23 protein-coding genes and 1 pseudogene are annotated in these 25,884 nt (G+C 64.0%); 12 read left to right on the forward strand and 12 right to left on the reverse strand.

Annotated features, from left to right (window positions below):
- Positions 1-38 precede the first annotated feature (38 nt).
- From EN804_RS22215 to EN804_RS22225, 3 genes are all read left to right on the forward strand, one after another.
- Entirely contained in the window at positions 39-1,892 is a 1,854-nt protein-coding gene (locus EN804_RS22215) for an ABC transporter ATP-binding protein (protein WP_135921389.1), read from the forward strand.
- Positions 1,892-3,784 (forward strand): ABC transporter ATP-binding protein, encoded by a 1,893-nt coding sequence (locus EN804_RS22220; protein WP_135921390.1) that lies wholly within the window; start codon positions 1,892-1,894, stop codon positions 3,782-3,784. Before EN804_RS22215 ends, EN804_RS22220 begins: the two co-directional genes overlap by 1 nt.
- 193 nt (positions 3,785-3,977) lie before the next feature.
- Entirely contained in the window at positions 3,978-4,307 is a 330-nt protein-coding gene (locus EN804_RS22225) for a hypothetical protein (protein WP_127276165.1), read from the forward strand.
- A gap of 30 nt (positions 4,308-4,337) precedes the next feature.
- Here EN804_RS22225 and EN804_RS22230 read toward each other — a convergent pair whose 3' ends face one another.
- From EN804_RS22230 to EN804_RS22265, 8 genes are all read right to left on the reverse strand, one after another.
- Positions 4,338-5,120 (reverse strand): ABC transporter ATP-binding protein, encoded by a 783-nt coding sequence (locus tag EN804_RS22230; RefSeq protein WP_127276163.1) that lies wholly within the window; start codon positions 5,118-5,120, stop codon positions 4,338-4,340.
- A 10-nt stretch (positions 5,121-5,130) separates the two neighbouring features.
- Positions 5,131-5,994 (reverse strand): ABC transporter permease, encoded by an 864-nt coding sequence (locus EN804_RS22235; protein ID WP_127276161.1) that lies wholly within the window; start codon positions 5,992-5,994, stop codon positions 5,131-5,133.
- Between the two features lie 28 nt (positions 5,995-6,022).
- Entirely contained in the window at positions 6,023-7,033 is a 1,011-nt protein-coding gene (locus EN804_RS22240; RefSeq protein ID WP_127276159.1) for an ABC transporter substrate-binding protein, read from the reverse strand.
- A gap of 233 nt (positions 7,034-7,266) precedes the next feature.
- Positions 7,267-8,562: a hypothetical protein gene (locus EN804_RS22245; protein ID WP_189524547.1), complete on the reverse strand. Its 1,296-nt coding sequence runs from the start codon at positions 8,560-8,562 to the stop codon at positions 7,267-7,269.
- A gap of 101 nt (positions 8,563-8,663) precedes the next feature.
- The gene (gene hutC / locus EN804_RS22250; RefSeq protein WP_127870491.1) at positions 8,664-9,395 is read right to left on the reverse strand and encodes a histidine utilization repressor; all 732 of its coding nucleotides are present in this window, start codon (positions 9,393-9,395) and stop codon (positions 8,664-8,666) included.
- A 1-nt stretch (position 9,396) separates the two neighbouring features.
- Entirely contained in the window at positions 9,397-10,425 is a 1,029-nt protein-coding gene (locus EN804_RS22255) for a zinc-binding dehydrogenase (RefSeq protein WP_135921392.1), read from the reverse strand.
- Between the two features lie 14 nt (positions 10,426-10,439).
- The gene (gene hisD, locus EN804_RS22260; protein WP_135921393.1) at positions 10,440-11,762 is read right to left on the reverse strand and encodes a histidinol dehydrogenase; all 1,323 of its coding nucleotides are present in this window, start codon (positions 11,760-11,762) and stop codon (positions 10,440-10,442) included.
- An 87-nt stretch (positions 11,763-11,849) separates the two neighbouring features.
- A complete protein-coding gene (locus EN804_RS22265) occupies positions 11,850-12,623 on the reverse strand; it encodes a glucose 1-dehydrogenase (protein ID WP_135921394.1) in 774 nt (257 codons plus the stop codon).
- A 216-nt stretch (positions 12,624-12,839) separates the two neighbouring features.
- Here EN804_RS22265 and EN804_RS22270 point away from each other — a divergent pair.
- Positions 12,840-13,942: pseudogene (locus EN804_RS22270) on the forward strand (histidinol-phosphate transaminase).
- Positions 13,943-14,071: 129 nt separating this feature from the next.
- A complete protein-coding gene (locus EN804_RS22275) occupies positions 14,072-15,355 on the forward strand; it encodes an FAD-binding oxidoreductase (RefSeq protein ID WP_135921395.1) in 1,284 nt (427 codons plus the stop codon).
- Positions 15,356-15,379: 24 nt separating this feature from the next.
- Here EN804_RS22275 and EN804_RS22280 read toward each other — a convergent pair whose 3' ends face one another.
- Positions 15,380-16,186 carry an SDR family NAD(P)-dependent oxidoreductase gene (locus EN804_RS22280; protein ID WP_127870485.1) on the reverse strand — a complete coding sequence of 269 codons (807 nt, stop codon included), beginning with the start codon at positions 16,184-16,186 and terminating at the stop codon, positions 15,380-15,382.
- Positions 16,183-17,037: an NAD(P)-dependent oxidoreductase gene (locus tag EN804_RS22285; RefSeq protein ID WP_127870484.1), complete on the reverse strand. Its 855-nt coding sequence runs from the start codon at positions 17,035-17,037 to the stop codon at positions 16,183-16,185. Before EN804_RS22285 ends, EN804_RS22280 begins: the two co-directional genes overlap by 4 nt.
- A 235-nt stretch (positions 17,038-17,272) precedes the next feature.
- On the opposite strand from EN804_RS22285, the gene EN804_RS22290 reads away from it, so the two are divergent.
- The 3 genes from EN804_RS22290 to EN804_RS22300 are packed head-to-tail and all read left to right on the forward strand — an operon-like array spanning position 17,273 to position 19,745.
- Positions 17,273-17,917, forward strand: a complete 645-nt coding sequence (locus tag EN804_RS22290; RefSeq protein ID WP_127276138.1) for an isochorismatase family cysteine hydrolase — start codon at positions 17,273-17,275, stop codon at positions 17,915-17,917.
- Between the two features lie 43 nt (positions 17,918-17,960).
- Positions 17,961-18,509 (forward strand): MarR family winged helix-turn-helix transcriptional regulator, encoded by a 549-nt coding sequence (locus EN804_RS22295; RefSeq protein WP_135921396.1) that lies wholly within the window; start codon positions 17,961-17,963, stop codon positions 18,507-18,509.
- 42 nt (positions 18,510-18,551) lie between these two features.
- The gene (locus EN804_RS22300) at positions 18,552-19,745 is read left to right on the forward strand and encodes an amidohydrolase family protein (protein ID WP_135921397.1); all 1,194 of its coding nucleotides are present in this window, start codon (positions 18,552-18,554) and stop codon (positions 19,743-19,745) included.
- A gap of 21 nt (positions 19,746-19,766) precedes the next feature.
- Here EN804_RS22300 and EN804_RS22305 read toward each other — a convergent pair whose 3' ends face one another.
- Positions 19,767-20,351 carry an amino acid synthesis family protein gene (locus tag EN804_RS22305; protein ID WP_127278034.1) on the reverse strand — a complete coding sequence of 195 codons (585 nt, stop codon included), beginning with the start codon at positions 20,349-20,351 and terminating at the stop codon, positions 19,767-19,769.
- Positions 20,348-20,932: an amino acid synthesis family protein gene (locus EN804_RS22310; RefSeq protein WP_127278033.1), complete on the reverse strand. Its 585-nt coding sequence runs from the start codon at positions 20,930-20,932 to the stop codon at positions 20,348-20,350. Before EN804_RS22310 ends, EN804_RS22305 begins: the two co-directional genes overlap by 4 nt.
- 256 nt (positions 20,933-21,188) lie before the next feature.
- Between EN804_RS22310 and EN804_RS22315 the strand changes: the two genes are divergently transcribed.
- The 4 genes from EN804_RS22315 to EN804_RS22330 all read left to right on the forward strand — a co-directional run bounded on the left by EN804_RS22315 (position 21,189) and on the right by EN804_RS22330 (position 25,877).
- Entirely contained in the window at positions 21,189-22,193 is a 1,005-nt protein-coding gene (locus EN804_RS22315; protein ID WP_127278032.1) for a BMP family ABC transporter substrate-binding protein, read from the forward strand.
- 104 nt (positions 22,194-22,297) lie between these two features.
- Positions 22,298-23,863 (forward strand): ABC transporter ATP-binding protein, encoded by a 1,566-nt coding sequence (locus EN804_RS22320; protein ID WP_127278031.1) that lies wholly within the window; start codon positions 22,298-22,300, stop codon positions 23,861-23,863.
- Positions 23,860-24,903, forward strand: coding sequence for an ABC transporter permease (locus EN804_RS22325; protein ID WP_167531357.1), 1,044 nt, complete (start codon positions 23,860-23,862; stop codon positions 24,901-24,903). The genes EN804_RS22320 and EN804_RS22325 overlap by 4 nt, the downstream gene beginning before the upstream one ends.
- Positions 24,891-25,877 carry an ABC transporter permease gene (locus tag EN804_RS22330; protein ID WP_127870479.1) on the forward strand — a complete coding sequence of 329 codons (987 nt, stop codon included), beginning with the start codon at positions 24,891-24,893 and terminating at the stop codon, positions 25,875-25,877. The genes EN804_RS22325 and EN804_RS22330 overlap by 13 nt, the downstream gene beginning before the upstream one ends.
- The last annotated feature ends 7 nt before the right edge of the window (positions 25,878-25,884 follow it).

Here is a 25,884-nt window from a genome sequence, read left to right on the forward strand (position 1 = left end):
CGTTCGGGCTAATGTCCGGATCGGTCTGGGTATTTTCCTTGCACACGGATGCAACCAGCGCGGCCAGGCGCGGCAAATCATTTGCCCATGTGGCGGAAGCCTCCTGGGGCAAGGGCCTCAGCACCTTGCTGCGCATCGTGCGCATGACGCTGCGCCATCCCTGGCAGGTTGCCATCACCCTCGTCTCGACCTTTATCGCTGCGACGCTGCAGCTCTTCATTCCGCGCCTCCTTGGGCGCGCCATCGATCAGGCGCAAGGCGTGATGGCCGCGGGGGCCGGCACCGCGGCCGAGCAGGCGCTCTGGAATACGGCCCTGACACTGCTGGCCGTCAGCATCCTGCGCGGCCTCTTCACCATGGCGCAGAACTACTATGGCGAGGCCGTCGGCCATCAGACCGGCTATGAGCTGCGGCTCGCCTTCTACGAGAAGATCCAGCGGCTCAGCTTTTCCTTCCACGACAAGGTCCATACCGGCGATCTCATCACACTCGGACTGCTCGACCTCGACGGCGTGCGCATGTTCTTTTCCACCGGCATCCTGCGCGTGGTGCTGCTCGGCGTGCTGATCGGCGTCGGCGCCTATCTGTTGATCAGCACCGATCTCGTGCTCGGGTTGTTGAGCCTCAGCTTCGTGCCGTTCGTCGCCTGGCGCTCTTCGGTGACGCAACTCCGACTGCGCAGCACCTGGCTGACGCTGCAGGAGCGGCTGTCCGTGCTGAGCCGGGTGATGGATGAGAATCTCGGCGGCATCCGTGTCGTGCGCGCCTTCGCGGCGCAGCGGCATGAGCTGGCAAAATTCGACCGCGCCAAGCAGGATGCGCTGGAACTCGCCAATGAGCGCGTCGACATCCGCGTCTCGAACACCAGCGCCATGAACTTTTCCTTCCTGGCCGCCATGGGCCTGGTTCTCTGGTTCGGCGGCCAGAAGGTGATCGCGGGGCAGATCAGCGTCGGCACACTGGCCCAGTTTCTCACCTTCATGACCATATTGCAGATGCCGGTGCGCCAGCTCGGCCTGATGGTCAACTCCTTCGCGCGCGCCTCGACCTGTGGCACGCGGCTGTTCGAACTGCTCGATGCCGAACTCGACATCAAGGACGCGCCCGACGCCAGGGAGCTCGTCATCACCGAGGGCGTGCTGCGCTTCGACAATGTCGGTTTCCGCTATGAGGGCGCGGGCGAGCGTCCGACGCTTTCGGGCGTTTCGTTCGAAGCCAGGCCGGGCGAGACCGTCGGTATCGTCGGCCCGCCGGGCAGCGGCAAGTCGACCATCGCGCATCTGATCCCGCGCTTCTACGACGTGACGTCGGGCGCGATCACCATAGACGGACAGGACATCCGCAAGGTCACGCTGCAGTCGCTGCGCAAGGCGGTCGGCGTCGTCCAGCAGGACGCGTTCCTGTTCACCACCTCGATCGAGAACAACATCGCCTATGGCAATCCCTGGGCGCGCGAGACCCGCATCGGCCAGGCCGCCGAGTATGCCCAGCTGCACAACTATATCATCGGCCTTCCAGCCGGCTACACCACGGTCGTCGGCGAACGTGGCGCGTCGCTTTCCGGCGGCCAGCGGCAGCGCCTGACCATAGCGCGCAGCCTGATGTTGCGGCCATCGGTGCTGGTCTTCGACGATTCCACGGCCGCCGTCGACGCCGGCACCGAGCAGCGTATACGAGCGGCGATGAAGCGCTTCGCCCGGGATCGCGTGACGCTGATCATCTCGCATCGGCTGAGTTCGCTGATGCATGCCGACCAGATCCTGTTCGTCGAGGGCGGGCGGATCGTGGAACGCGGCACGCATGAGGAATTGCTGGCGCTCGGCGGACGCTACCGCGCGCTTTACGACCTGCAGCTACGGCCGGACGACGATCGGCTCGAGGGAGCCGCCTGATGTCGACGCAGGACGACGACGAGAAGGAAGACACAAGCGGACGCCCGACCAAGGCGGTCGTCGGCTCGCACCGCGATGAGGAAGAGGTCTTCGGCAAGGCCTACGACCCGCGCATCGTCAGGCGCATCTGGAGCTTCGTCAGACCGTATCAGGGCCGGATTTTCATCTCGGTCGCCGCCGTGCTGGTGTTCACGCTGACACAGCTGGCGATCCCGCTGGTCATCCGCTACGCCATCGATCACGGCATGGCGCCAGGCAGGCTCGACCGCTCGGTGATGATATCCGCGATCGCCGCCTTCACCGTGATCATCCTCATCAACTATGCCGCCAGCCATGTGCAGGAAAGCGTCGTCGGCAAGGTGGCGGAGAACGTGCTGTCCGACCTGCGCCGCGCCATGTTCAGCCACCTGCAGCGTGTCTCGCTGAGCTTCATGGACAAGACCGAGGTCGGCAGGCTGATGTCGCGCCTGCAGGGCGACGTCAATTCGATGCAGGAGTTCCTCGAAACATCCGTCATGTCGGTAGGCGATATCGTGCTTCTTTTCGGCATCGTCACCGTCCTGCTCTGGCTCGATTTCCGGCTTGGCCTGCTGACGCTGTCGACCATGCCGATGCTGTTCATCGTGCGCCTGTTCTGGCTGCCGCGGGCCAAGGTCGCCTTCATGGCCGCGCACGAAACCAACTCGATCGCCAACGGCGCGCTTGCCGAAGGCATCCACGGCGTGCGTACGGTGCAGAGCCTGGAGCGCCAGCATGTCAATTTCGACCTTTACGACGAAAAGGTTCTGGCCAATCTCAACGCCCATCTGCGGTCGGCGAAATATGCACAGGTGATGGTGCCGATCGTCGACACGTTGACCGGCATCGCCATGGCGACCGTCATCGTCGTCGGCGGGTCGATGGTGCTGTCGCACAGCCTCGATATCGGCGTGATGGTGGCGTTCCTGTTCTACATCCAGCGCTTCTTCGATCCGATCCGCTCGCTCACCATGCAGTACAGCGTCATGCAGCGGGCCATGGCTTCGGGCCAGCGCATCTCCGAAGTGCTCGACGTGCCCGTCGACGTCAGCGACAAGGACGGCGCCATCGCGCTGTCGCGCGACATGGATGGTTCGGTCGAGTTCAGGAACGTCACCTTCGGCTACCGTCAAAATCAGCCGGTGTTGAAGAACATCTCCTTCCGCGTCAATCCAGGCGAGACAGTCGCGCTTGTCGGCCCGACCGGATCGGGCAAGTCGAGCTCGATGGCGCTGGTGCACCGCTTCTACGATGTCTGGTCGGGCGAGGTCCTGGTCGGCGGCCATGACGTGCGCGACCTGACGCAGGATTCGTTGGGCGACCAGGTGGCCATGGTGCTGCAGGAGCCGTTCCTGTTCTCCGGCACGGTGCTGGAGAACATCCGCTATCACAGGACCGGCGCCAGCCGCGAAGAAGTGGTGCGCGCAGCAGTTGCCGTCGGCGCGCACGACTTCATCGAAGACCTGCCCGACGGCTACGACACCGAACTCGAGCAGCGCGGCGGCAATCTCTCGCTCGGCCAGCGCCAGCTGATCAGTTTTGCGCGCGCGCTGGTGGCCGATGCCAAAATCCTTGTGCTCGACGAGGCCACCGCCAGCATCGATTCCTACACCGAGATGCTGATCCAGAAGGCGCTGATCAAACTGCTCGAAGGGCGTACCGGGCTGGTCATCGCGCATCGCCTGGCCACCATCCGCGGCGCAGACCGCATCATCGTCCTGCAGAATGGCGAGATCGTCGAAAGCGGCAACCATGAGCAGCTCATGAAGACGAAAGGTCTCTACGCCCGCCTCTACAACATGAACTACGCTTCCTTCGACGACATTTCCGACGAAGAGATGGGAATGGATGCGGCGGCCGGCAAGGCGACGTGAGCCGGTGCTGGCATGGCGCGAACCGGACGGATTGCTCCATATCCTTGCCGAGAAGACCTTATTTGCGAGATCCCCTGATGTGGCCGCTGACTGCACGCCGTCCCGGGACCGTGAAGCCCGATTTCGTGAAGGAACATGTGCAGCGAGGCGCGCGTTCTTTTCCATATGTCTCGAATGAAAAGGAGACATGCTTATGAAAAAGCCAAGTGTATTCCTCTGTTCCATCGTGTTGACGTTGGCGACGAGCGTTGTCCCGTTTGCCACAGGCGCCGATGCCACCGTTGTCAGGCGCCACTATGTCCGCGTCACCACCGCCCATAATGGCAACACGCACGCCGCGAACCGCGGACACAGACACCATTATGGTTGGGTCGGTAGCAGTTGGACCGGCGAGAATTCGACCGACAACAGCAACTGGATGGACAGCTATTACAATGGCTACGGCAGTTACCGTGGGTATGCCGGCGACTTTTGCGGAACCATCGCATGGACGCTCGAGATATGCAGTCCCCACGGCCCGTAATTCCTGACCGCCGGTGAGACCAACGAAGGTTTACGCCATTTCGGGACGTCTTGACGCCTCGCGGATCGCCTTGTGCACGCCGCGCTGCAAATCCATGAAGGCGGGCGTTTCCATCACCTCTTCGCGGCGCGGGCGCTCGATGTCGACGTTGAAGGTCTGCATGATGCGTCCCGGGCCGATCCCCATGACGACGATGCGGTCCGACAGATAGACGGCCTCCTCGACGTCATGCGTGACGAATAGCACGGTGAGCCTGTGCTCTTCCCAGATCTGGGTCAGGAGTTCCTGCATCTGGTGCCGCGTCAAGGCATCGAGCGCGCCGAAGGGTTCGTCCATCAGCAGCATTTTGGGGCGATAGGAGAGCGCGCGCGCGATGGCGACGCGCTGCTTCATGCCGCCCGACAGTTCGGACGGGAAGCGATCGGCGCTTTGCGACAGCTTGACGAGGTCGAGATGCTCGAGCGCGATCTCGCGGCAGGCGGAGCGATCATAGCCGGCGGCCTTGAGGGCAAACTCGATGTTCTGCCGCGCCGTCAGCCAGGGAAGCAGCGTGTAGGACTGGAAGACGACACCACGGTCGAGACCCGGTTGCAGAATCGGCGCGCCGTCGATGCTGAGATCGCCGGCGTCAAAATCCTGCAGTCCGGCGACGATCGACAGCAACGTGCTCTTGCCGCAGCCCGACGTGCCGACGAGGGAGACGAACTCGTTGTCGGCAAGGTCAAGATTGATGTCCCGCAGCACTTCCGTGCGCCGCTCGCCGGCGCCGAAGCTCTTGTCGAGACCCGCAATGCGCAATTTGGGAACAGTCATCGGCGGTTCCTCATTGCGAGTGGCCATCCTGCCGGAACAGCACCTTCTCCAATGCCTTCATGACCTGGTCGGTGATGAGGCCAAGCACGCCCAGGAGCAGGATGTAGCCGATGATGGTGTTGGTCTGGAAATAGCGCTGCGATACGGTGATGCGATAGCCCAGACCGGATGTCGCCGCGACGAGTTCGGCCAGAACCAGCCATGTCCATGCCCAGCCGAGGCTGATGCGCAGCGTGTCCCAGATGCCCGGCAAGGCGCTGGGCACGACGATGCGCGTCAGGATCTTGCGGTCCGGCAGGCCGAGCGTGCGCCCGAGGCCGATGAAGTCGGCGGGGACCCGTTTCACATTGTCCATGATCATCAGCACCTGCTGGAAGAAGGTGCCGATGAAGATGATCAGGAATTTCTGGGTATCGCCGGTGCCGGCCCACAGGATGGAGAGCGGTACGAAAGCGACAACCGGCATATAGCGGATGAAATCCACCAGCGGCTCGATCGCAGCCTCCCAGGAGCGGAAACTGCCGATCAGCACGCCGATCGGGATGGACAGTGCCGAGGCGAGAAGAAAGCCGATGGAAATGCGGTACATGGAGGCCCGGAGGTCCAGCCACAAGGTGCCGTCGGCCGCGAGCTTGGCGATCTGGGTCGCGACGCTGCCCGGCGACGGCAGGAAGATGGGTTTTACCCATTCCAGCCCGGTCGCCGCCCACCAGGCGAGGCCGAGGCCGACAAAGACGGCCACCGCTATCGCCAGGAAACGTGACCGGGCGATCGGCACGCCGATCCCGGAGGATCGGCGACGCGTGGCCTTCTTCGTGACTGGCTTCGCTGCGGAACGGGCCAGATCGGTTTTCGCGGTGGGTTCTCCCGACATCTGCGTTACCACCGCGATCCGGCCTTCGTCATTCCGCCGCCTTGACGAAGGACGGGTCGATCATCTGCTCCGGCGTCACATCGGCCTGAAGCAGCTTGGCGTTCTTCGCCGCCGCTTCGACATCGGCGAATGTCTTGGTGGTAAAATCGCCGGTGAGCGCCGTCTTGTTTTCGGCCAGGGAATAGTAGCGCACGCCGTCAAAGGCGGTGTTGAGGTCCTTGACGTCGGAACCGACCGCCTTGGCGATGATGGCGCGACCGCCTGATGTATCGGCATTGTAGTCCTTGAGCGCGGCGTCCCAGCTCTTGATCATGGCCAGCACCTGGCCGGGCCGCGACTTGATCACTTCGTCGCGCACCACCAGCACGTCGCTGATCAGGCCGGGATCCTCGCCGGCGGTGAACAACAGCTTGACGTCCTTGTTCTGCGCCATGGCGACGGTGAGATAGGGTTCATAGGTGACCGCGACCGGCACCTGACCCGCGATCAGCGCGCCGCCGGCATCGGACGCCGGCATCGGAACGGCCTTCACATCGTCGATCGACATGCCGTTCTTGGCGAGCGCGTATTTGAGTAGGATGTCGCTCGTCGTGCCTTCCTCGAAGGCGACTTGCTTGCCCTTGAGATCGGCGATGGAGGTGACGTCCTTGCCGGCGACGATGGCGTCTGCCGTCATGGAGACATCGAGCAGCAGCACGATCTTCACCGGAAGGCCGGCCGCAACCATGCCCATCGCCGTGTGGGTGGCGATGTTGGCGGCGTCGAGCTGGCCGCTGGCCAGTGCGGCGTTGATATCCTTGTCCTCGGCGAAATTGACGATCTGGACATCCGACAGACCGTTCGTCTTGAACAGGCCCTTGGCGTCGGCAACGTGCCACTGGCCATAGCCAAGCCAGGGCTCGATGCCGATCTTGAACGATCCGGCCTCGGGCGTCGTGGGAATGGCCGCATCGGCGGCATGGGCTGTCGGGGCGGCGGTGAGCCCGACGGCAACGGCCATCACCAACGCGCGAAATTGTCCTGCTAGGTTAAGCGTCATCTTTCGTTCCCCTTGGTGATCAGACCGCTTTTTTACCCAGGCATCCGGTCTGGTGAGACTGCGGGTTCTGCTCTTGCGGCACTGTGCCTCGGCGTCTTGCCCGCCACTTCGTGGTTGAAGTGCTGGCACATTTCAGCGTCAGCGGAAGCGGATGTCAAGGCTAAAATACATACATGCATATACAAGTTGAAGTGACTCAAATTTTGCGTTGATCCGGCGCGTCCCCTGCCTGACTACTCATGCTTTTCAGGATCGATCCGATCGAGAAAACCGGTCATCCGGTCGGTTCCGCCATCGGGCTCGCTGCCGACCATGACCGCTACCGAAAACCCGATGAGAGACGAGACCGGCGTGTGGCTGCGCGCGCCGGCCCGCAGGTTCATCACCAGGGTCGGCGACAGGAACAGCCCAGAGCGCAGCACCGTTCGCCAATCCGCCGGCAGCATGCCGCGACGCTTGAGTTCCAGCAGCAAGGGCCGCCACAGCTCCATCGCCTTCACCTCCAGAAGGTCGCGGCGGATCGGGCTCAAATCCCAGTCCGTGTCGACATACAGAAAGTCGCCATCCAGCCGCGCCCGCGCTTGAAAAGCCTGGGTCGCCATGGCCGGATCGTAGAGCCAGAAGGGATGGGCGAAGATGTTGTGGAACGTCGCCTTCACCTCGGCCAGCAGCGTCGGGATGTGCGAGCCGGCAAAGGCCGGATCGAAGAAGGACAGTTCCGCCCGTCCCGCCGTCTCCACGTACCAGACATTGGCATTGTGGGCGTCGCCATGCGCGACCACGCCGCCGGCATCGGCAAGCCGGTCCGGCCGCAGGCGCTCCGCGGCGGCGGCGAAGAGCTCGCCGATGCTGCTGATGTAGCGCTGCCCGTTGATGACGAATTTCAGCCGGGAAAACCGATCCCAATCCAGTTCCGCGCCGGGAAAGACAAACGACTTGCCGACGTAGAAATCGGCCAGGCGGCCACCTGGCGACAAACGCGTATCGGCGTCGATCAGCCGCTCATGAAACAGCCGGTGGATCGGCTCGGCCGACACCTGCGCGACGGTCACCGGATGCAGCGTTTCGAGATAGACATCGAGCAGCCTGGCGGACAGGTCACGCTCGGCAAGAACCGCCTCGCGCCGCCTGCCGGCATCGTCCTTGGTGTCCAGCGCGAACAGCACATCCGAAAATCGAGGATCCACGCGGCGGCTATAGACAAGGATCTGCTCGCCGGGCTGGGCGGACATATGCACGGGCTGGTCGACCGGCAAGCCGGCGCGCGACAGGATTTCGGCCCGGTAATACTCGCCGGCCATCGCCTCTTCCCGTTCTTCCTGATGGAATTTGAAGAAATACGGTTGGCCGTCACTGTCAAAGAAGCCATTCAGGGAGTTGAGGCTGTATTTGTCGACATTGATGCGGACGTTGCCGGGGTTCATCCCGAACAAGTCGGCCAGCAACGCAGTCAGCGCGCGTTGCGCTTCGGCCACATCATGCTGCGCGAGAGCCCGTATCCGGGCCGTGCGGCTCGGTGTCGCCGTCATCCCCAGACTCCGCAAGCCCGTGCGTCCACCAGCCGAAGCACTCTTATCGATACATGTATATACATTTGAACGAAGCCTCGGCTTGCATTGGTTCGTCGAAGTCAGCTTGCCCTGGAAGGCGAGTAGCGGCTGCCTAGCGAGTAGCGGCTGCCGGCATAGGTCAGCTTGCTGATCGTGGCCACGACCGCCCCAGTCCATGTCCGGCGATGCAGGAGAAGGCAGCAACTGCCGACATCGATGCCCAGATGCTGCGCCGACTCCCTGTCGGCCGGGACGGCGGAGATGATATGCTCGACCTCGGTGACCGGGGTCTTCTGCATCAGGTAGTCATAGGTCGCCGTCCTGGTGAAATCCTGCTTGTCATAGTCGGGGATCAGGCCCGGATTGACAAAGCGCTCTTCCAGTTGCACCGGCAGGTCGTTCTCGAAATTGACGACGACGGAGTGATAGATCGAGGTGCGCTTCGCAAACTCGAACGACAGCGCGAGTTCCTTCGTCGGCACGATGGTTTCGAGGACCAGGACTTCGGAGCGATGCCTGTTGCCGCGCTCGACGATCTCGGCGGCGATGTTGTTGATCTCGATCAGAGTCGATTGCGGCCGGGGTGGCGCGATGAATGTTCCGACGCCTTGCAGCCGGATCAGGAATCCCGCGGCGGTCAGTTCCCGCAAGGCCCGGTGAACCGTCATCCGTGACACACCCAGCGAAACCACCAGCTCGTTCTCGGACGGCAGCTTGCGGTCCTTGCCCCATTTGCCCGTTCCGATGTTGGTCAGGATGTAGTCCTTCACCTTCTCGTAAAGGGGGCTCGCCGTATCGGGCAAATCGATCATTTCAAAAATCCTTTCCGGCAGGTTGCCGCATGCGGATGATTGTTTTCAAGCCATCGCTCTTCCCGGCCAACAGCCGCTCATAGGCGGCTGGAATATCGTCCAGGCCTATCTCGCGGTCGACCAAGGCCAGAAGCGGCTCGCTGAGTTCACCCAGCATGCGGACAGCGTCGGGCAATTCGTCGGCGAAGGCGTGACATCCCAGCAATGCAATCTCGCGCTCGACCAGAAGATTGGGGTCGATGTCGAGGCGGCCATGAAATATCCCGACCATCGCCACCGCGCCACCGGGATCGAGAACGCCGAGCAACTGGTTGAACGCAGCGATGCTGCCCGTCGCCTCGACGGCCGCCAGCAACGGGGCCTCGGCGGTCGCGGCGGCAATGGCATCGCGGTGGAGATCGACGATCGTGGCGCCCGTCACCCGCGCCACGCGGGCACAACGTGCCTGGTTGCGGTCGGCGACAAGCACGGTTCCGGCGAAGGTTCGGGAGAGCAGCAACGCGGCAAGACCACCGATCGGCCCACAGCCGACGACAAGCACCGAACCGACCGTTTTCGGCAGACGCCGCACCGCGTGCAGCGCGACCGCGAGGGGTTCGGCCATGGCGGCGACCCGTTCGTCAAGGCCGGCGTCGATGACATGCAGCAGACGTGCGGGCAACACCGCCTGTTCGGCAAAGCCGCCGTCGCAGATTTCTCCAACGAAACCCAGCGACCCGCAGAGATGCCGCCTGCCGGCGCGGCATTGCGCGCAATCCCCGCACCAGAAACGGGAATCGGCGACGACTCTGTCGCCGACAGCGATTGTGTCGACGCCCTCGCCCAGCGCCATCACCGTGCCGGTCAGTTCGTGGCCAGCCGTCGAAGGCGAACGGCTTATCCATTGGCCGGTGCGGAAATTGTGCAGGTCCGAACCGCAGATTCCGGCGGCATCGATCCTGAGCTTTGCCCAGCCGGCATCCGGGATACCTGGCGCGGCGACATCCTCGACGCGCAGATCCCCCGGTCCATAAAGTCGCGCCGCCTTCATCGCGATGGCCCCCCTCAGCCGGCGAGATAGCGGTCGCGGATCTCCGAAACCGCGTTTTCATGCGAGCTGAAGCCTTCGTAGCGGGCGAGCCGGCGGGCATGCCGCGCCAGTTCCGGATAGGCGGCCGAGGTCACATAGCCAACCGACGAGCGCTTGACGAAATCCGTTACCGAGAGCGGCCCGTAGGTCCGCGCCCAGCGGCTGGTCGGCAGCACGGCATTCGGCCCGAGAACGAAATTGGCAAGTGTCACCGGCGTGTGCGGACCCATCAGGATTTCCGCCGCCTCGGTGATGTGGCCGAGATGCGCGAACGGCTCCTTCGAGAGGATCTCGAGATGTTCGGGCGCATAGTCGTTGATGAAGCGGTAAGACTCTTCCAGCGACCCGGTCAGCACGATGCCGCCGCGCTCTCCCGTCAGCACCGCGCGCGAGAATTCCACACGCTGTTCGGTCATACGCGACCAGTGTTCGGGAAGTGCCGCGAGCGCTGCTTCGGCAACCTTTCGGCTGTGGGTTACAAGATAGGCGGAGGAATCCGGCCCGTGCTCGGCCTCGATCAGCAGATCGAGCGCGGCAAGGCCGCCGTCGACGCTGTCGTCGGCAAAGATGATGGCTTCCGACGGTCCGGCCGGCAGACCCGTGTTGATGATCGAGGACAGAACGCTCTTGGCCGCCACCACCCAGGGGCTGCCCGGGCCGACGATCTTGAGTGCCGGCTTCACCGTTTCGGTGCCGTAGGCGACCGCGGCGACGGCCTGGGCACCGCCGCATTTGTACACGGTCTCGACGCCGGCAAGGCGAGCGGCGACCAGTGTGGCCGCGTCCACGGAACCATCCGGGGTTGGTGGCGTCACGATGGCAATCTGCGGCACGCCGGCGATGACGGCTGGAACCGACGTCATCATCGTCACCGACGGAAAGGCGCCCTTGCCGCGCGGCACGTAGAGCGCGACGGAGGCGATCGGCGTGTACCTGTCGCCGGCATAGGCGCCCGGGCGGACCTCCTTGAGCCACATGGTTTCCGGCTTCTGCTCTTCATGAAAATGCCGGATGTTGTCGATGCCGAACCTGATGCTCTCGACGACATCCTTCTCGACCTTGTCGAATGCCGCGTCGAATTCCGCTTCCGACACCTTCAGTCCGCCTTCGGCCACATTGGCCTTGTCGAGATCCCTGGCGAAGCGGATCAGGGCGGCGTCACCCTCGTCCCTGACCGCCTGGATGATCGGGCGAACCTTTTCGATGAAGACCGACAGATCGCCCTCGGCGCGTTTCAGCAGCCCGGCCCGCCGAGTGGCATCGAGGGATGACAGATCGTGGAAGCTGATGTCGGACATGGATTTTTCCTTCAGTTCAGAGCGCAATGTGCCGACCGGTCACATCTGCGGAAGACGACATTCAATTCGAAACATCGACGATCTACGTCAGACCGAGGCAAGGAACCCGCCGTCCACCGGAATGGACTGGCCGGTTATGTAGGCGGCGGCATCGGAGGCAAGGAACACGGCGATGCCGTGCAGATCGCGCAGATCGCCGAAACGGTGCTGCGGAATCTTGGCGAGCATGGATTGCCGCCATGCCTCATTGCCGTAAAACACCTCCGTCATCGCCGTCCTGAAATAGCCTGGGGCAATGGCGTTGACCCTGATGCCAAGCTGCGCCCACTCCGCCGCGAGAGCCCGTGTCATGCCGAGCAGACCCGACTTGGAAGAGCCATACGGCACCGCCGTTGGAATGCCGACTTCTGACGTCAGCGAACAGAGGTTGATGATGGCGCCGGGCCGGCCAGCATCCCGCATCTGCCGCGCCGCCGCCTGGGCACAGAAGAACGCCCCCTTGAGATTGGTGTCGACGATCCGGTCCCACAGCGCCTCGTCGACATCGAGCGATGGCCGGACCTCTTCCACCCCGGCATTGTTGACGAGAATGTCGAGGCCGCCAAGCAGACGGGCTGCCTCGGCAGCAGCCGCGCGGCACTGGCCGACGTCGGTCACGTCAAGAGCAATGGCATGCGCAACCCCGCCGCCCGCCCGAATGGCCGCCGCCGTCTCATCAAGCGAGTCCAGGCTACGCGCCGTGACCGCGACGTCGGCGCCGGCAGCGCTCAGCGCCTCGGCGATGCTGCGGCCAATGCCGCGGCTGGCGCCGGTGATAAGCGCCTTCCTGCCAGAGAGGTCGAAAAGAGCAGCGTTGCGCATATGATCCTCCTTGGCCGCTCCGGTTGCGTGGCACAGAGACTATCAGATCGACTTACATATACAAGCATATACAAACAGCCTCGAGTGCGATAGTGGTGACGTCGTCCGCCGCACGCGCGACCACATAGTTGGCTCTTTAATACGAGATGCCACGGGCGGCGATTGTTCGAGGTTTGTCTGGCGACAATAATCGGCCGGCGATGGAGGAGACCAGACATGTCCAACGCTTCAGACATGGTCCGCACCGAAGTCACGCGCCTGTCGCCTTACAATTCCGGGCTGACCATCGCCGAGGTCATGCTGCGATACGCCCCGGCCAGGATTGCCAAACTGGGCTCGAATGAAAACCCGATCGGCCCGAGCCCGACCCTGGCCAAGATGATGCAGGGCGGCTCCGAAATGTTCCGCCTCTATCCGGATCCGGCCGGGCGCGAACTGCGGCAGGCCATCGCCACCAGACATGCGGCCGGCGAGGATCAGGTCATCCTCGGCAACGGATCGGAAGATCTCCTCTCCGTCATCAGCCGTGCCGTCCTGCGGCCCGGCGACGTCGTCGTCACGCTCTATCCATCGTTCCCGCTGCACGAGGACTATGCGACGCTGATGGGTGCAAGCGTCAACCGTGTAACCGTCAACGGCGATCTCAGCATCAATCTCGACGCGCTGATCGAGGCGGTGCGCGAACGGCCTCGCATGCTGCTGTTCTCGAATCCGATGAACCCGGCCGGCAGCTGGCTCTCCGGCGGCGATCTGTCGAGGCTCCTGGACGCTGTCAGCGACGAGACGCTGATCGTCGTGGATGAAGCTATGCCGAATATGCCGAAGGCGACGACTATGTCTCGTCCCTGCCCTGTCTGAGCAAACGCGATCAACCCTGGATCGTGCTGCGGACATTTTCCAAGGCGTTCGGACTGGCAGGGCTGCGGATCGGCTTCGGCATTGTCGGCGACCCGCAATTGCGCGCGTTGCTCGACAGGGTGCGCACGCCTTTCAACGCCAATGGCGTCGCGCAGGCGGCGGCGCTTGCGGCGCTCGCCGATGAGGAGCACCTTGCCAAGGTCGTCGCGCTGGCCAGGACGGAGCGGGCACGCGTCGAGCGTTTCCTGGCGGGCAAGGGCCTCGAAGTCGCCCCGTCCCGAGGCAATTTCCTGTTCTTCGACTGCCGGCAAAACGCCTCCACCTTCGTCGAAGGCCTGCTGCGGAACGGCGTCATCGTCAAGCCATGGAAACAGGCAGGCTTCGACACTTATGTGCGCGTCAGCATCGGCTCGCCGTCGGAGAATGACCACTTCATGGCCGCCCTGTCGCAATTGTTGTGATTTCCCGACGCCACGCAGAATTGCCTGGCGTACCCGACACCAAAGTCTGGGTCTGCCACGCGCGCAAGATATCGGGCAATTGAAAGCCAGATATCTCAAGCCAGCCGCCTTGTCGTAAGAGCCTCGTCCATGCCCGCAAGCAGCCCGCCCAGGAGCCTCTATCGCGATACGGCCGGCGGCACAGCCAATTACCCTGCCCTTTCCGGGGCGCACAGGGCAAGGGTCGCCATCGTCGGCGGTGGCTTCACAGGCCTTTCCACCGCCTTGCACCTGGCGGAAGCCGGCGACGACGTCTGCGTGCTCGAGGCCCATCAGCCGGGCTGGGGGGCGTCGGGCAGAAATGGCGGCCAGGTCAATCCCGGTCTCAAATACGATCCCGACACGATCGAGGCGATGTTCGGCCCCGATCTCGGGCAGCGGATGATCGACTTCTCCTGCGGTGCGCCGGATTTCACCTTCGGCCTCATCAAGCGCCTGTCGATCGATTGCGAGGCCCGGCAAAACGGCACCATACGCGCGGCCATCCGGCCGAAGCCGGCAGCCGCGGTGCGGGCCACGGCAACGCAATGCAAGCGGCGGGGGATGCCGGTCGGCTTGCTCGACGCAAAGGCGATGGCGGCGCGAACCGGCACCGACAGATACATATCCGGCATGTTCGATGCCCGCGGCGGCGACCTTCATCCCTTGAAATACACGCTCGGCCTGGCTGCCGCCGCGCGGAAGGCCGGCGCGCGGATATTCGGCGGCAGCGAAGTCCTCTCGCTGAACAGGCAGGCCGGACGCTGGGTCCTCAAGACGGCAGACGGCTCTGTCAGCGCCGAAAAGGTCCTTGTCGCGACCAACGGCTATACCGGCGACCTGTGGCCGCGCCTGGAGCAGTCGCTCGTTCCGGTGTTCAGCGCCATCGCGGCGACCGAACCGCTGTCACCAACGGTCGCGGCCGCAATCCTCCCTCAAAGGCCCGTCGTTTACGAAGCCGGCAATATCACCGTCTATTACCGCGTCGATGCGCAAAACCGGCTTCTCATGGGCGGCCGGGGACCGATGAGACCCATCGGCGATGCTTCCGCCATCCGCTACCTTACCGACTATGCGCTACGGCTCTGGCCGGTGCTTGCTGGAACCGCGTGGACACATGGCTGGAACGGCCGGGTCGCCATCACCAAGGATCATCTCCTGCACGTTCACGAGCCGGAGGACGGCATCCTGATTTGCCTTGGTTACAATGGCCGTGGCGTCGCCATGGCCTCTGCGATGGGCAATGCGCTGGCAAATCGCCTTCGCGGCGACGCGACCACGCCCTTCCCGATGCCGATATCGGGGCTGAAGCCAATCCGGTTCCATCGCTTCTGGCCGCTTGGCGTCAAGGCGGCGATCCTTTCGGGCCGGGTGAAGGACCGGTTTGGCTTCTGACGAGAAGAGCCCGTCCGGCCTCTCCTAGCGAACCTTCGGAAACGTGTCGCCGGCCGGCGCGTTGGCCCAACTCTGCAGGGTCTGGCCGCCGTCGATCAGCCAGTCGACGCCGGTGACATGCCTTGCCTCGTCCGAGGCGAGGAAAGCCACCGCCGCGGCGACATCGTCCGGTTGGCCGATGCGGCGCAACGGAATCCGGTCGGCGAAATGCTGGACGCTGCTCTTGAAATCGCCCTCCCCAGAAGCCGGCACGCCGAGCGTCGTCTCGATGACGCCCGGACAGATGGCGTTGACCCGGATGCCGTAAGGCGCGGCATCGAGCGCCGCGACCCGCGTCAGTCCGACCACGCCATGTTTCGACGCGACATAGCCGGCGCCGCCTGACAGGACGTCCCAACCGGCCATCGACGATCCCATATTGACGATCGAGCCGCCGGTTCCGGCCTTGATCATGGCCTGGAGCGATGCCTGCAAGACGAGGAAGATACCGCGCAAATTGATGCGGATGACGGCGTCCCAATCCTCCACCGGCAGCTCGTGCACGGGAGCGACGACACCGGAAATCCCGGCATTGTTGAACACCACATCCAGCCCGCCGAAGGCCTCGACGGCCGTTTCGACGGCGCCGCGCACGCTGTTCTCGTCGGTGACGTCGGCCTCGATGGCGATGATTTTTTTGCCAAGCGAGCTGGCCAGTTGCCGCGCCGCCGCGCCGTTGCGGTCGACGATCGCGACCCGCGCGCCTTCGTCGAGAAAACGCCGGACCGCGGCGCTGCCAATGGCGCCGGCACCGCCGGTGACGAGGACTTTCTTCCGGTCGAACCGCTTCATCCCTGGGTCTCCGGCTTTGGATAGGAACGCCATGAGTGCCGCGGCTCGAAGCCGATCGTTTCGCGCGCATGGGCCGTATCGAGCACCGAACCGAAGCCGGCAATCGGCCGCGACAGCGGGACAGCTGGATAGACCCGGCGCACGAGCGGCTCGCTTTCCTCCTCCATGAAGGTGTCGGCGGCGCTGAGCAGGACGCGCAGATGGCCACTGCCTTGCCACTCGAGCGCCCGCAGAAAGCCTTGACCGGCATCGCGCGCGTCGAGATAGCTCCACAGGTCGCGGGCACTGTCGGCGGTGGCGCGGCGAGGACCGACGCCGGCGAAGAAGGACTGCGGGGTCTGGATCCACGGCATGCGGATGCTGACGGCTGAAAACGCGCCGCGGCGCACCGCGGCGTCGACGATCTCCTCACCCAGCCATTTCGACAGGCCGTAGGGATCCTGCGCACCGACCGGATGGTTCATATCGACCGGCAGATAAGGCGGAATGACCGTCTTCTCGAAGAAGGGATAGCCGAAGACGCTGAAGGACGAGGCATAGACGAGGCGCCTGGCGCCGGCCAGGGCAGCGGCCTCGACGACATTGTAGGCGGTCGCGATGTTGGTCTTGAACACCTCGCCGCCGGCCCGCCCGGTTGGGCGCGGGATCGCCGCCACATGCACCACGGCATCGCAATCGCGTACCAGCTGCAGGGTCGATCCCAGATCCGTCAGATCGGCGGTGGCGTGCCGCCATGCCGCGCCGGCGGGCGCCACCGCGTCGATGCCCAGCACATCGTGGCCGGCCGCAACCAGGGCCTCGGCCACATGGCGCCCAAGCAGACCGCTGGCCCCGGTGATGATTGTCTTCATATCACAGCCCTCGGCCCGGCAAACTTGGCGATCTGAATATCATTGATGGTCATACAAATCGAGCACATGATTGCCACCTCTTGTCAAGGCCATGTCGCGCCGGACAAATAGCGCATACGCTGGTGCGACCAACGTGCGCAAGGCTGGCGGTCACCGCTTTGCGTCGAACGGGATTGACTTGGCATTCGCCAGGGTTTTTTGTATGAGCATCAACGATCGACCCAAGGAGACCGCCATGGCCGTGGACGTCTTTTCCTCACACCGGCACGACGACGCGATGCGCCTCGATCGACACCGTGCGGCGATCGTGGTCATCGATATGGTCAATGAATTCTGCAAGCCCGGCGGGGCCATGGTCCTGCCTGGCTATGAGACGCTGGTCCCACCGCAACTGGCTGTCATCGAGGCTGCGCGCGCCGCCGGCGTCCCGGTGATCTGGGTTCACGACGCGCACCGGCCGGGCATGCGCCGCGAGCGCGAATGGGTGAAGCGCACGCCGCATTGCGTGGAAGGAAGCTGGGGACCTGAAATCATCGAGGACCTGGGTGCCCGCGACGATGAGATCCACGTGATCAAGCGCCGCTACTCGGCCTTCTTTCAGACCGACCTCGACCTGACGCTCAAGGACATGCAGGTCGACCAGCTGGTCATATTCGGCGTGGTCACCAATATCTGCGTGCGCTCGACCGTCCACGACGCTTTTTTCCAGGGCTATGAAGTGGTGGTGCCAAGCGATTGCTGCGCGGCGACGGGACCGCGCGAGCAGGAAAGCTCGCTCTACGATATAGCGACTCATTTCGGCGTGGTCAGCGGTTCGGCTGATGTCGTCGCGGCTCTTCGCGATGGAGCCTCACTGCAACCGGCTGAAGTTGCGGCTTGAGCCCTGGAGTGAGCAAATCCAAGACAGGCAACAGGAGTCCGGTTTGACGACCGAAAAGAAATCCGAGAAAGACGCGACACAGAAGCGGCAGCGCGGCAAGGCGCCGCCGCTGAGCCGCGAGCAGGTGCTGCAGCAATACGCGCAGACCGGATACGCGTTGGACCTCCATCCGGCTCACGTCATCCGCAAGGCGCATCAGCGCGCGACGCTGCGGTTCCAGCAGGTGATGGCGGGCGAAGACCTTTCGCCGACCCAGTTCGCCGCCCTTGCCACGATCCTCAAACATGGCGAGGTCTCGCAGAACCACCTCGGCCGGCTGACGGCGATGGACCCGTCGACCATCAGCATCGTGATGCGCAAGCTGCTCAAGCACGGACTGATCACGCGCAGCGCCTCCGATACCGACCAGCGTCTGTCGATGATCGCTCTGACCGAGAAGGGAACCGAGTATACGCTCGAACGGCTTGAACGCAGCGTCGAAGTCGGGCGCCGCTTCCTGTCGCCGCTTTCACCCGCCGAGCAGGCGACGTTGCTTCGCTTGCTCACGCGTATCAACGACGACGATCCATCGAATGGCGACAGCGGCAAGTAAGCCCGCGTCGGGACCTTTCCATGCCAGCAGAAGTGAGAACCGATGTCGTCCGACCCCAAGTCGTCTGCCAACACGCTCGTCGTCCGCAATATCGGCCTGATGCTGAGCGGTGACCTCGGCCGACCGATCCTCGAGGCCGACACCCTTGTCATTGCCGACGGGCGCATTTCCGCCATCGGCAAGGCAAGCGAGGTCGACGGCGGCAACGCCGCGACGATCATCGACGCGATGGGCTGCGCCGTGGCGCCGGGGCTCATCGACAACCATGTCCATCCGGTCGCGGGCGATTGGACGCCGCGGCAGAACCAGATCGGCTGGATGGATTCGACCGTGCATGGCGGCGTCACCACGATCATTTCGGCGGGAGAGGTCCACACACCGGGCCGCCCGCGCGACCTGGTCGGGCTGAAGGCGCTGGCGATCGCGGCACAGCGCACCTTCTCCAACTTCCGCCCCAACGGCATGAAGATCCTGGCCGGCGCTCCCATCCTGGAACCCGGCCTGGTCGAGGAGGATTTCCGCAGCCTTGCCGAGGCCGGCGTCACGCTTGTCGGCGAGGTCGGGCTCGGCGGCGTCAAGGACGGTCCGACCGGCCGCCAGATGATCGGCTGGGCGCGCAAATACGGCATGACCTCGATGACCCATACGGGCGGCCCATCCCTGCCCGGCTCCGGCCGCATCGGCGCCGATGTCGTGCTGGAGGTCGATGCCGACATCGTGGCTCACGTCAATGGCGGACCGACGGCACTGCCGGAAGTCGAGATCCGGCAGATCTGCGAGAACGGCTCGCGCGCGCTGGAAATCGTCCACAACGGCAATCTGCGCACCGGCCTGTTCGTGCTCGAGCTGGCAAGGCAGCGCGGCGAACTTTCGCGCGTCATCCTCGGCACCGACAGCCCAGCCGGATCGGGCGTGCAGCCGCTCGGCATCCTGAGGACGCTGACGATGCTCGCTTCGCTGGGCGGTATCGCCCCTGAAGTGGCGTTCTGCCTTGCCAGCGGCAACACGGCGCGCGTGCGCGGACTGGCTGACCGCGGCATCATCGAGGTCGGCCGCGCCGCCGACCTCATCTTCATCGACCAGGCGATTGGTGGCGCCGGTGACGGACTGCTGGACAGCGTGGCGCTCGGCAATCTGCCGGGCATCGGCATGGTGATCATCGACGGTGAGGTGCGCACCAACCGCAGCCGTAATACTCCGCCGGCGATGCGGGTGCCGGAAGTCAGGGCGGCGTAGCGGCAGCCACCTGCGAACGCATCAACTTACGCCGTCCTTGCCGACGATCTTGTCCTTGGTCAGCCCGCCGACACGCGGATGCGGCCTGCCGGAATCGGTGACGGCGATGGCGACGACGATCTCGTCGGCACGCGGTGCGTCGGGAACGCGAACCTCCATGCCGTCGAAATGGCTGCGCACCCGCGCCGCATCCTTGTGGCCGAGCGGAATGTCGAGCGGCACGCCAAGGCCGCCGCGTTTCTTCGATGAGGGGATGAGCGCGGCCCCCTTGCCGAGCACATCGCGGAACGGGGCACCGAGCGTTGGATGAAGGATGGCGGCGGCATGTTCTAGCTCGCCATCGGCGCCGACGGCGGCCGCCTTGCCGAAGCTCTCGACCTGGTCACCGCCAATGCCGAGGGCCGCGACGGCCCGCCTGGGCAAGATGTCGCCCAACGCCTCACCAACGACACTCAGCGCCGACAGATCCTCGACAAAAGTGCCGGCATAGGGATTGCGGATCACCGCGATCACCGCGGCGCGACGCGTTGGCGGATCGACGGGGCAGCCGCCTTCGATCAGGGTTTCCTCGACGATGGTAATGACGCGGCGGATTTCAGGGCTCATCGCAAGCCGTCCTCGCCCTTGATATCGGCTGCCGCCAGGCCGCCGACCCGAGCGTGAACGCGCGCCCCGGTGGTCATCGCCAGGATGACAGCCATCTCGTCGCTGCGCGGCGCATCGCCGACGCCGATCTCGATGGCGTCGAAATGGCTGCGCACATAGGAGGCGTTTATGTGCGTTATCGGAATGTCGATGCGCGTTCCCGGGCCACCGACCTTCTTGGTCGACGGCACGATAGCCTTGGCGTTGCCGAGAAGTTCGCGCATCGCGTAGCCGCCCGGATTGTGCCAGAGCGCACCGTGTTCGAGCTCGCCGGCGGCGCCGACGACGGCGCCCTTGCCATAGCCTTCGATGGCTGAAACCCCCTCGCCCATGGCGTCGATCAGGCGCCGGGCCATGTCGAGGCCGAGCGGCTTCAGGTCCTCCATGAATCCGGTGATCTCTTCCACGTAGCGTCCGGCAAAGGGGTTGGCGATGACCGCCACGATCGCGCCGCGCTTGGGCGGGCGGGCCGCGAAGGGGCCGCCCTCATGGAAGATCTCTTCGACCTGAACCAGAAATTTCCTGACCACAACAGCCGGCATGGCGCGTTTCCTTCGTCCCGTCGTTCTGATGAAACTCGTTAGAGTACCAACAATTATGCATCGCCGATATTTGTCAAGCGTCGACAAGGACCATGCGGACAAAGCGGTTAGAAAACTGCACCGGAGGACGATTGACAGCCTGTTTGGCCGCTCATAAACTCATATGACCATCAACGAACTCGCCAGTGTCCCGGCGATATTTAAGGGATGGTCAAGGCGTGGCTTCAAAAGCTGAAAAAAGCTGAAGGGGAATGACATGACAAGGGCGCTCAAGAGTTTGTTTCTGGCCGGCACGATGCTTGCCGTTTCGTTGGGATCGGCCGCCGCACAGTCCAAGGTTTCCGTGGCCGCCATCTCGGGATATTTCGCACAAGGCTTCGGCGTTTCGATCGTCAACGGCCTCAACAAGGCCAAGACCGATTTCGGCATCGACCTCAAGCTGGTCGACACCGGCAATCGTGCCCTCGACTATGAGGAGCAGTTCGAAAACCTCGCCAAGGGCAAGCAATACGACCTCATCTTCGTGATGGGCTGGGAGTTGGTGGACTCGTTGCAGAAGGTCAGCAAGGAATATCCCGACCAGCGCTTCGTGTTCATCGACGGCGTGCTCGACAATCCCAAGATGATCTACGCCAACTTCGCCGAGGAGCAGGGCTCGTTCATCGCCGGCGCGCTGGCCGGCATGGTCGAGGCCAAGGGCAGTGAATTTCCCAAGATCGGCGACGGCAAGGCAATCGGTTTCGTCGGCGGCCGCGATATCCCGGTGATCCGCAACTTCCTCGGCGGCTACGAGCAGGGCGCAAAATATGCCGCGCCCGATGTGAAGGTGAATTCCGTGTTCGCCGGAACCTTCGACGACCCGGCCAAGGGCAGCGAACTTGCCCAGGCGCTTTACGGCCAGGGCTCCGACATCGTCTACAACGTTGCCGGCCCGACGGGTGAAGGCGTGATGCAGGCAAGTGCCGCCGCCGACAAATATTCGATCGGCGTCGATATCGACATGTGCGGCACGGCTCCCGGGAATGTGCTCGGCAGCATGTTGAAGCGGGGCGACATCGCGGTCTACACGCTGATCAAGGACGAAGTCGGGGGCCACAAGGTGACCGCCGGCACCCGCACGTTCGACCTCGCTTCGGGCGGTGTCGAGTTCAAGGTGTGCGACGATATTGCCCCCACGATCCCGGCCGACGTGACCGCCAAGCTGGACGACATCAAAAAGGGCATCGTCGACGGCAAGATCGCGATCACCAAGGCGAAATAGGCCAACACCAGCGCATCCCTCCCAAGAAAGCGCTACGCTGATCCGCCGCGGCTTGCCGCGACGGATCAGCGTCCAGTTTATGTGAGCCCCCAATCTGGGAGAGCATCGTGTCGAACGCGCCGGGGTCACCGCCCCTCCACAGCACCTCCGCGATGGCCGTCGAACTGGCTGCCATCACCAAGCGGTTTGGCGCCTTCATCGCCAATGACGGCATCGACCTGGTCGTACGCCGGGGCGAAATCCACGCCATCATCGGCGAGAACGGCGCCGGCAAGACGACGCTGATGAACATCCTGTTCGGCCTGCTCCAGCCGGACGAGGGCTCGATCCGGCTGAATGGCGAGACGACCGTGGTCGCCGATCCGGCCGCCGCGATCAAGGCCGGGCTCGGCATGGTGCACCAGCATTTCAAGCTGGTGCCTTCGCTCTCGGTCGCCGACAACGTCTTTCTCGGCATGGAAATCCGCCGTCATGGATTGATCGACCATGCCGCCCAGATCGAACGCACACGCGACCTGTCGAAGCGTTTCGGGCTGCATGTCGACCCGACGGAGCGCGTCGGACTGCTCTCGGTCGGCATCGAGCAGCGCATCGAAATCCTCAAGGTTCTGGTGCGCGGCGCCCGCACCATCATCCTCGACGAGCCGACCGCCGTGCTGACGCCGCAGGAGAGCCGTGAGCTGTTCCAGACACTGCGCAGTTTCGTGGCCGAAGGCATGACGGTGATCTTCATCTCGCACCATCTGGAAGAGGTGATGGAGGTGTCCGACACGGTGACGGTGCTGCGCAACGGCAGGAAGGTGGCAACTCGTCCGACATCGGAACTCAGCAAGGACGAATTGGTGCGCATGATGGTCGGCCGCGAGGTCAGTTTCGACCGCCGGCCGCGCGCGGCGCTGCATGGCGGCGCCGTCCTCGAGGTCAAGGATCTGTGGGCGCGTGACGACCGCCGGCTGCCGGCTGTTCGCGGCGCCAGTTTCACCGTTCGCGCTGGCGAAGTGGTGGGAATCGCCGGCGTGGCCGGCAATGGGCAGACGGAGTTGGCGGAGGTGCTTTCCGGCCTGCGGCCGGCAAGCCATGGCGAGGCATGGCTGAAAGGCCGGGATCTCACCATGCTTTCCCCAGCCGCGATACGCGAGGCGGGCCTTGCCCATGTGCCGGGCGACCGCATGGTGCGCGGGGTCGATCGCAATGCGTCGATCGCGGCAAACACGCTGATGGGCCGCCAGCATCGTGCACCGTGGAGCCGCGGCGGCGTGCTGGACTGGAAGGCGATCGCCGGGAATGCCGGAGCGCTGATCAAGAGCTTCGATATTCGCGCGCAAGGGTCGGGCGATCCCGTCAAGCGGCTGTCGGGCGGCAATATCCAGAAGGTCGTGCTGGCGCGCGAATTCACCAATGGTGCCGACTTCCTGCTGATCGATCAGCCGACGCGCGGCGTCGACATCGGCGCCCAGGAGGCCATCCATGACGAGATCATGCGCCAGCGCGCGGCCGGCCGTGCGATCCTGCTGATTTCCGTGCAGCTTGATGAGCTGGCGGCGCTTGCCGATCGCATCCTGGTGATGTTCAACGGGCGGATCATGGGCGAAGTCGCCGGTGATGATGCCGACGAGGACCGTATCGGCATGATGATGGCGGGCGTGTCGCCTGAGCTGGAGCCCGCATGATGAATGACCGCTTGCGCGCCTTTTCCGGTCAGATCATCGCCATCGGCGTTGCCTTGCTGCTGGGAGCCATCATCATCCTCATGGTCGGCGAAAGCCCGGTCCGTGTCTTGATGACGCTGCTGCGCGGCGCCTTCGGCGACCAGGAGAAAATTGCCGGTACCTTGCTGCAGACGACACCGATCCTGATTTGTGGCGTCGCCGCCTGCATCGGGCTGCGCGGCGGCATGTTCAATGTCGGCATCGAGGGCCAGCTTTTCCTGGGCGGATTTGCCGCCGCCTGGGTCGGCTTCAGCTTTTCCCTGCCGCCAGGCATCCATACGCTGGCTGCGCTGGCGCTCGCGATCGCCGCAGGTGCCGCCTGGGTCGCCATCCCTGCCTATTTCCGCGCCCGCTACAACACCAACGAAGTGGTCTCGACGATCCTGTCGAACTACATCGCCGTTCTGCTCACCTCCTATTTCACCATCTTCCTGTTCAAGCGGCCCGGCGGCTGGTCGGAGACACCGCCGATCCTGGCGACGGCCTATCTGCCTGAGATCTTTTCATTCTCGCGGCTGAACTGGGGACTGGCGATCGGCCTGCTGCTGGCGGTCGGCGTCGCGCTGGTCTTCCGCTACACCAGCTGGGGCTACGGCGTGACCATGGTCGGTTCGGCGCCGAAATTCGCCGAATATGGCGGCGTCAACGTGAAACGTCAGGGCTTCGTGGTCCTGCTGCTTTCGGGCGCCGTCGGCGGACTGGCCGGCGGCGTCGAGACGCTCGGCGTGCACCACCGGTTCATGGAAGGCTTTGCGCCTGGCTTCGGCTTCGACGGGCTGATCGCCGCCCTGCTCGCCAACGGCTCGCCGGTTGCCACCATCGTCACGGCGCTGTTCTTTGGCGCGCTGCGCAGCGGGTCGCTGCTGCTCGAGGTCGATACCAGCGCGTCACGCGAAATCATCACCGTGATCCAGGCGTTGATCATCCTCAGCGTATCGGCGCAGGTTCTGATCAAACGCCGCGGCGACAGCCAGGCGGGGGAGCGGCGATGGAAATTCTAGATAAGCTCATCAACGTCGCGCTGATCGCGGCGACGCTGCGCACCACCGCGCCCATTCTCCTGGTCGCTCTTGGCGGGTCGTTCACCACCAAGGCCGGCATCTTCAACATCGGTCTCGAGGGGCAGATGCTGGCCGGCGCCTTCTTCGCCGTCATCGGCTCGATCTGGACAGGTTCGGCCTTCGCGGGTGTCGCCTGCGGTGTGGCCGCAGCACTTGCCTTCGCGCTCGCCTTTGCCGTTCTGGTGGTGACCTTCCGGGCCAATGAAGTGGTCGTCGGGCTGGCGCTCAACATCCTCGCCGGCGGCATGACGATCTCGCTGATGAAAGCGATTTTCGGCACGCGCGGATCGATCGTCGGTCACGGCATTGTCGGCCTGCCGAAGGTGCAGATACCCGGCGCGCAGGCACTGCTCGGCTCATGGGCGCCGCTGATCTCGGGGTTCACGCCGATCGTCTATGTCGCGTTCATCGCGGTGCCGCTGCTGGTGCTGTTCTACAACCGCACCCGGCTCGGGCTCTATATCCGCGTCGTCGGCGAGAAACCCGAGGCGGCCGAGGCGCTCGGCATCTCGATCACCCGCGTCCGCTACATCGCCTCGCTGCTGTGCGGATTGCTGGCGGGGCTGGCCGGCGCGCATCTGTCGCTCGGCTACATCACCATGTTCACCGAGAACATGTCTTCCGGCCGCGGCTTCATGGCGGTGGCGATCCTGATCTTCTCCAACGGCGATCCGCTCAAGGTGCTGGCCGGCTGCCTGCTGTTCGGCTTCGCCGACGCCTTCTCGCTGCGCCTGCAGACCTTCGGGTTTCCGTCCTATCTGGTGCTGACCGTGCCCTATGTCGTGGCACTGACGGCGCTGTTCGTGCTGTCCTACCAGGCACGGCCAAAGATCATCAAGGAGACGCTGGCGTCGATGCAGAAACTCTTGTCGACGGACAGGAACAGCGCCTCGGTCGACAAAAATCCGCAATGAAGGAACT

This window comes from Mesorhizobium sp. M8A.F.Ca.ET.161.01.1.1, from assembly GCF_004792105.1.
Taxonomy (GTDB): Bacteria; Pseudomonadota; Alphaproteobacteria; order Rhizobiales; family Rhizobiaceae; genus Mesorhizobium.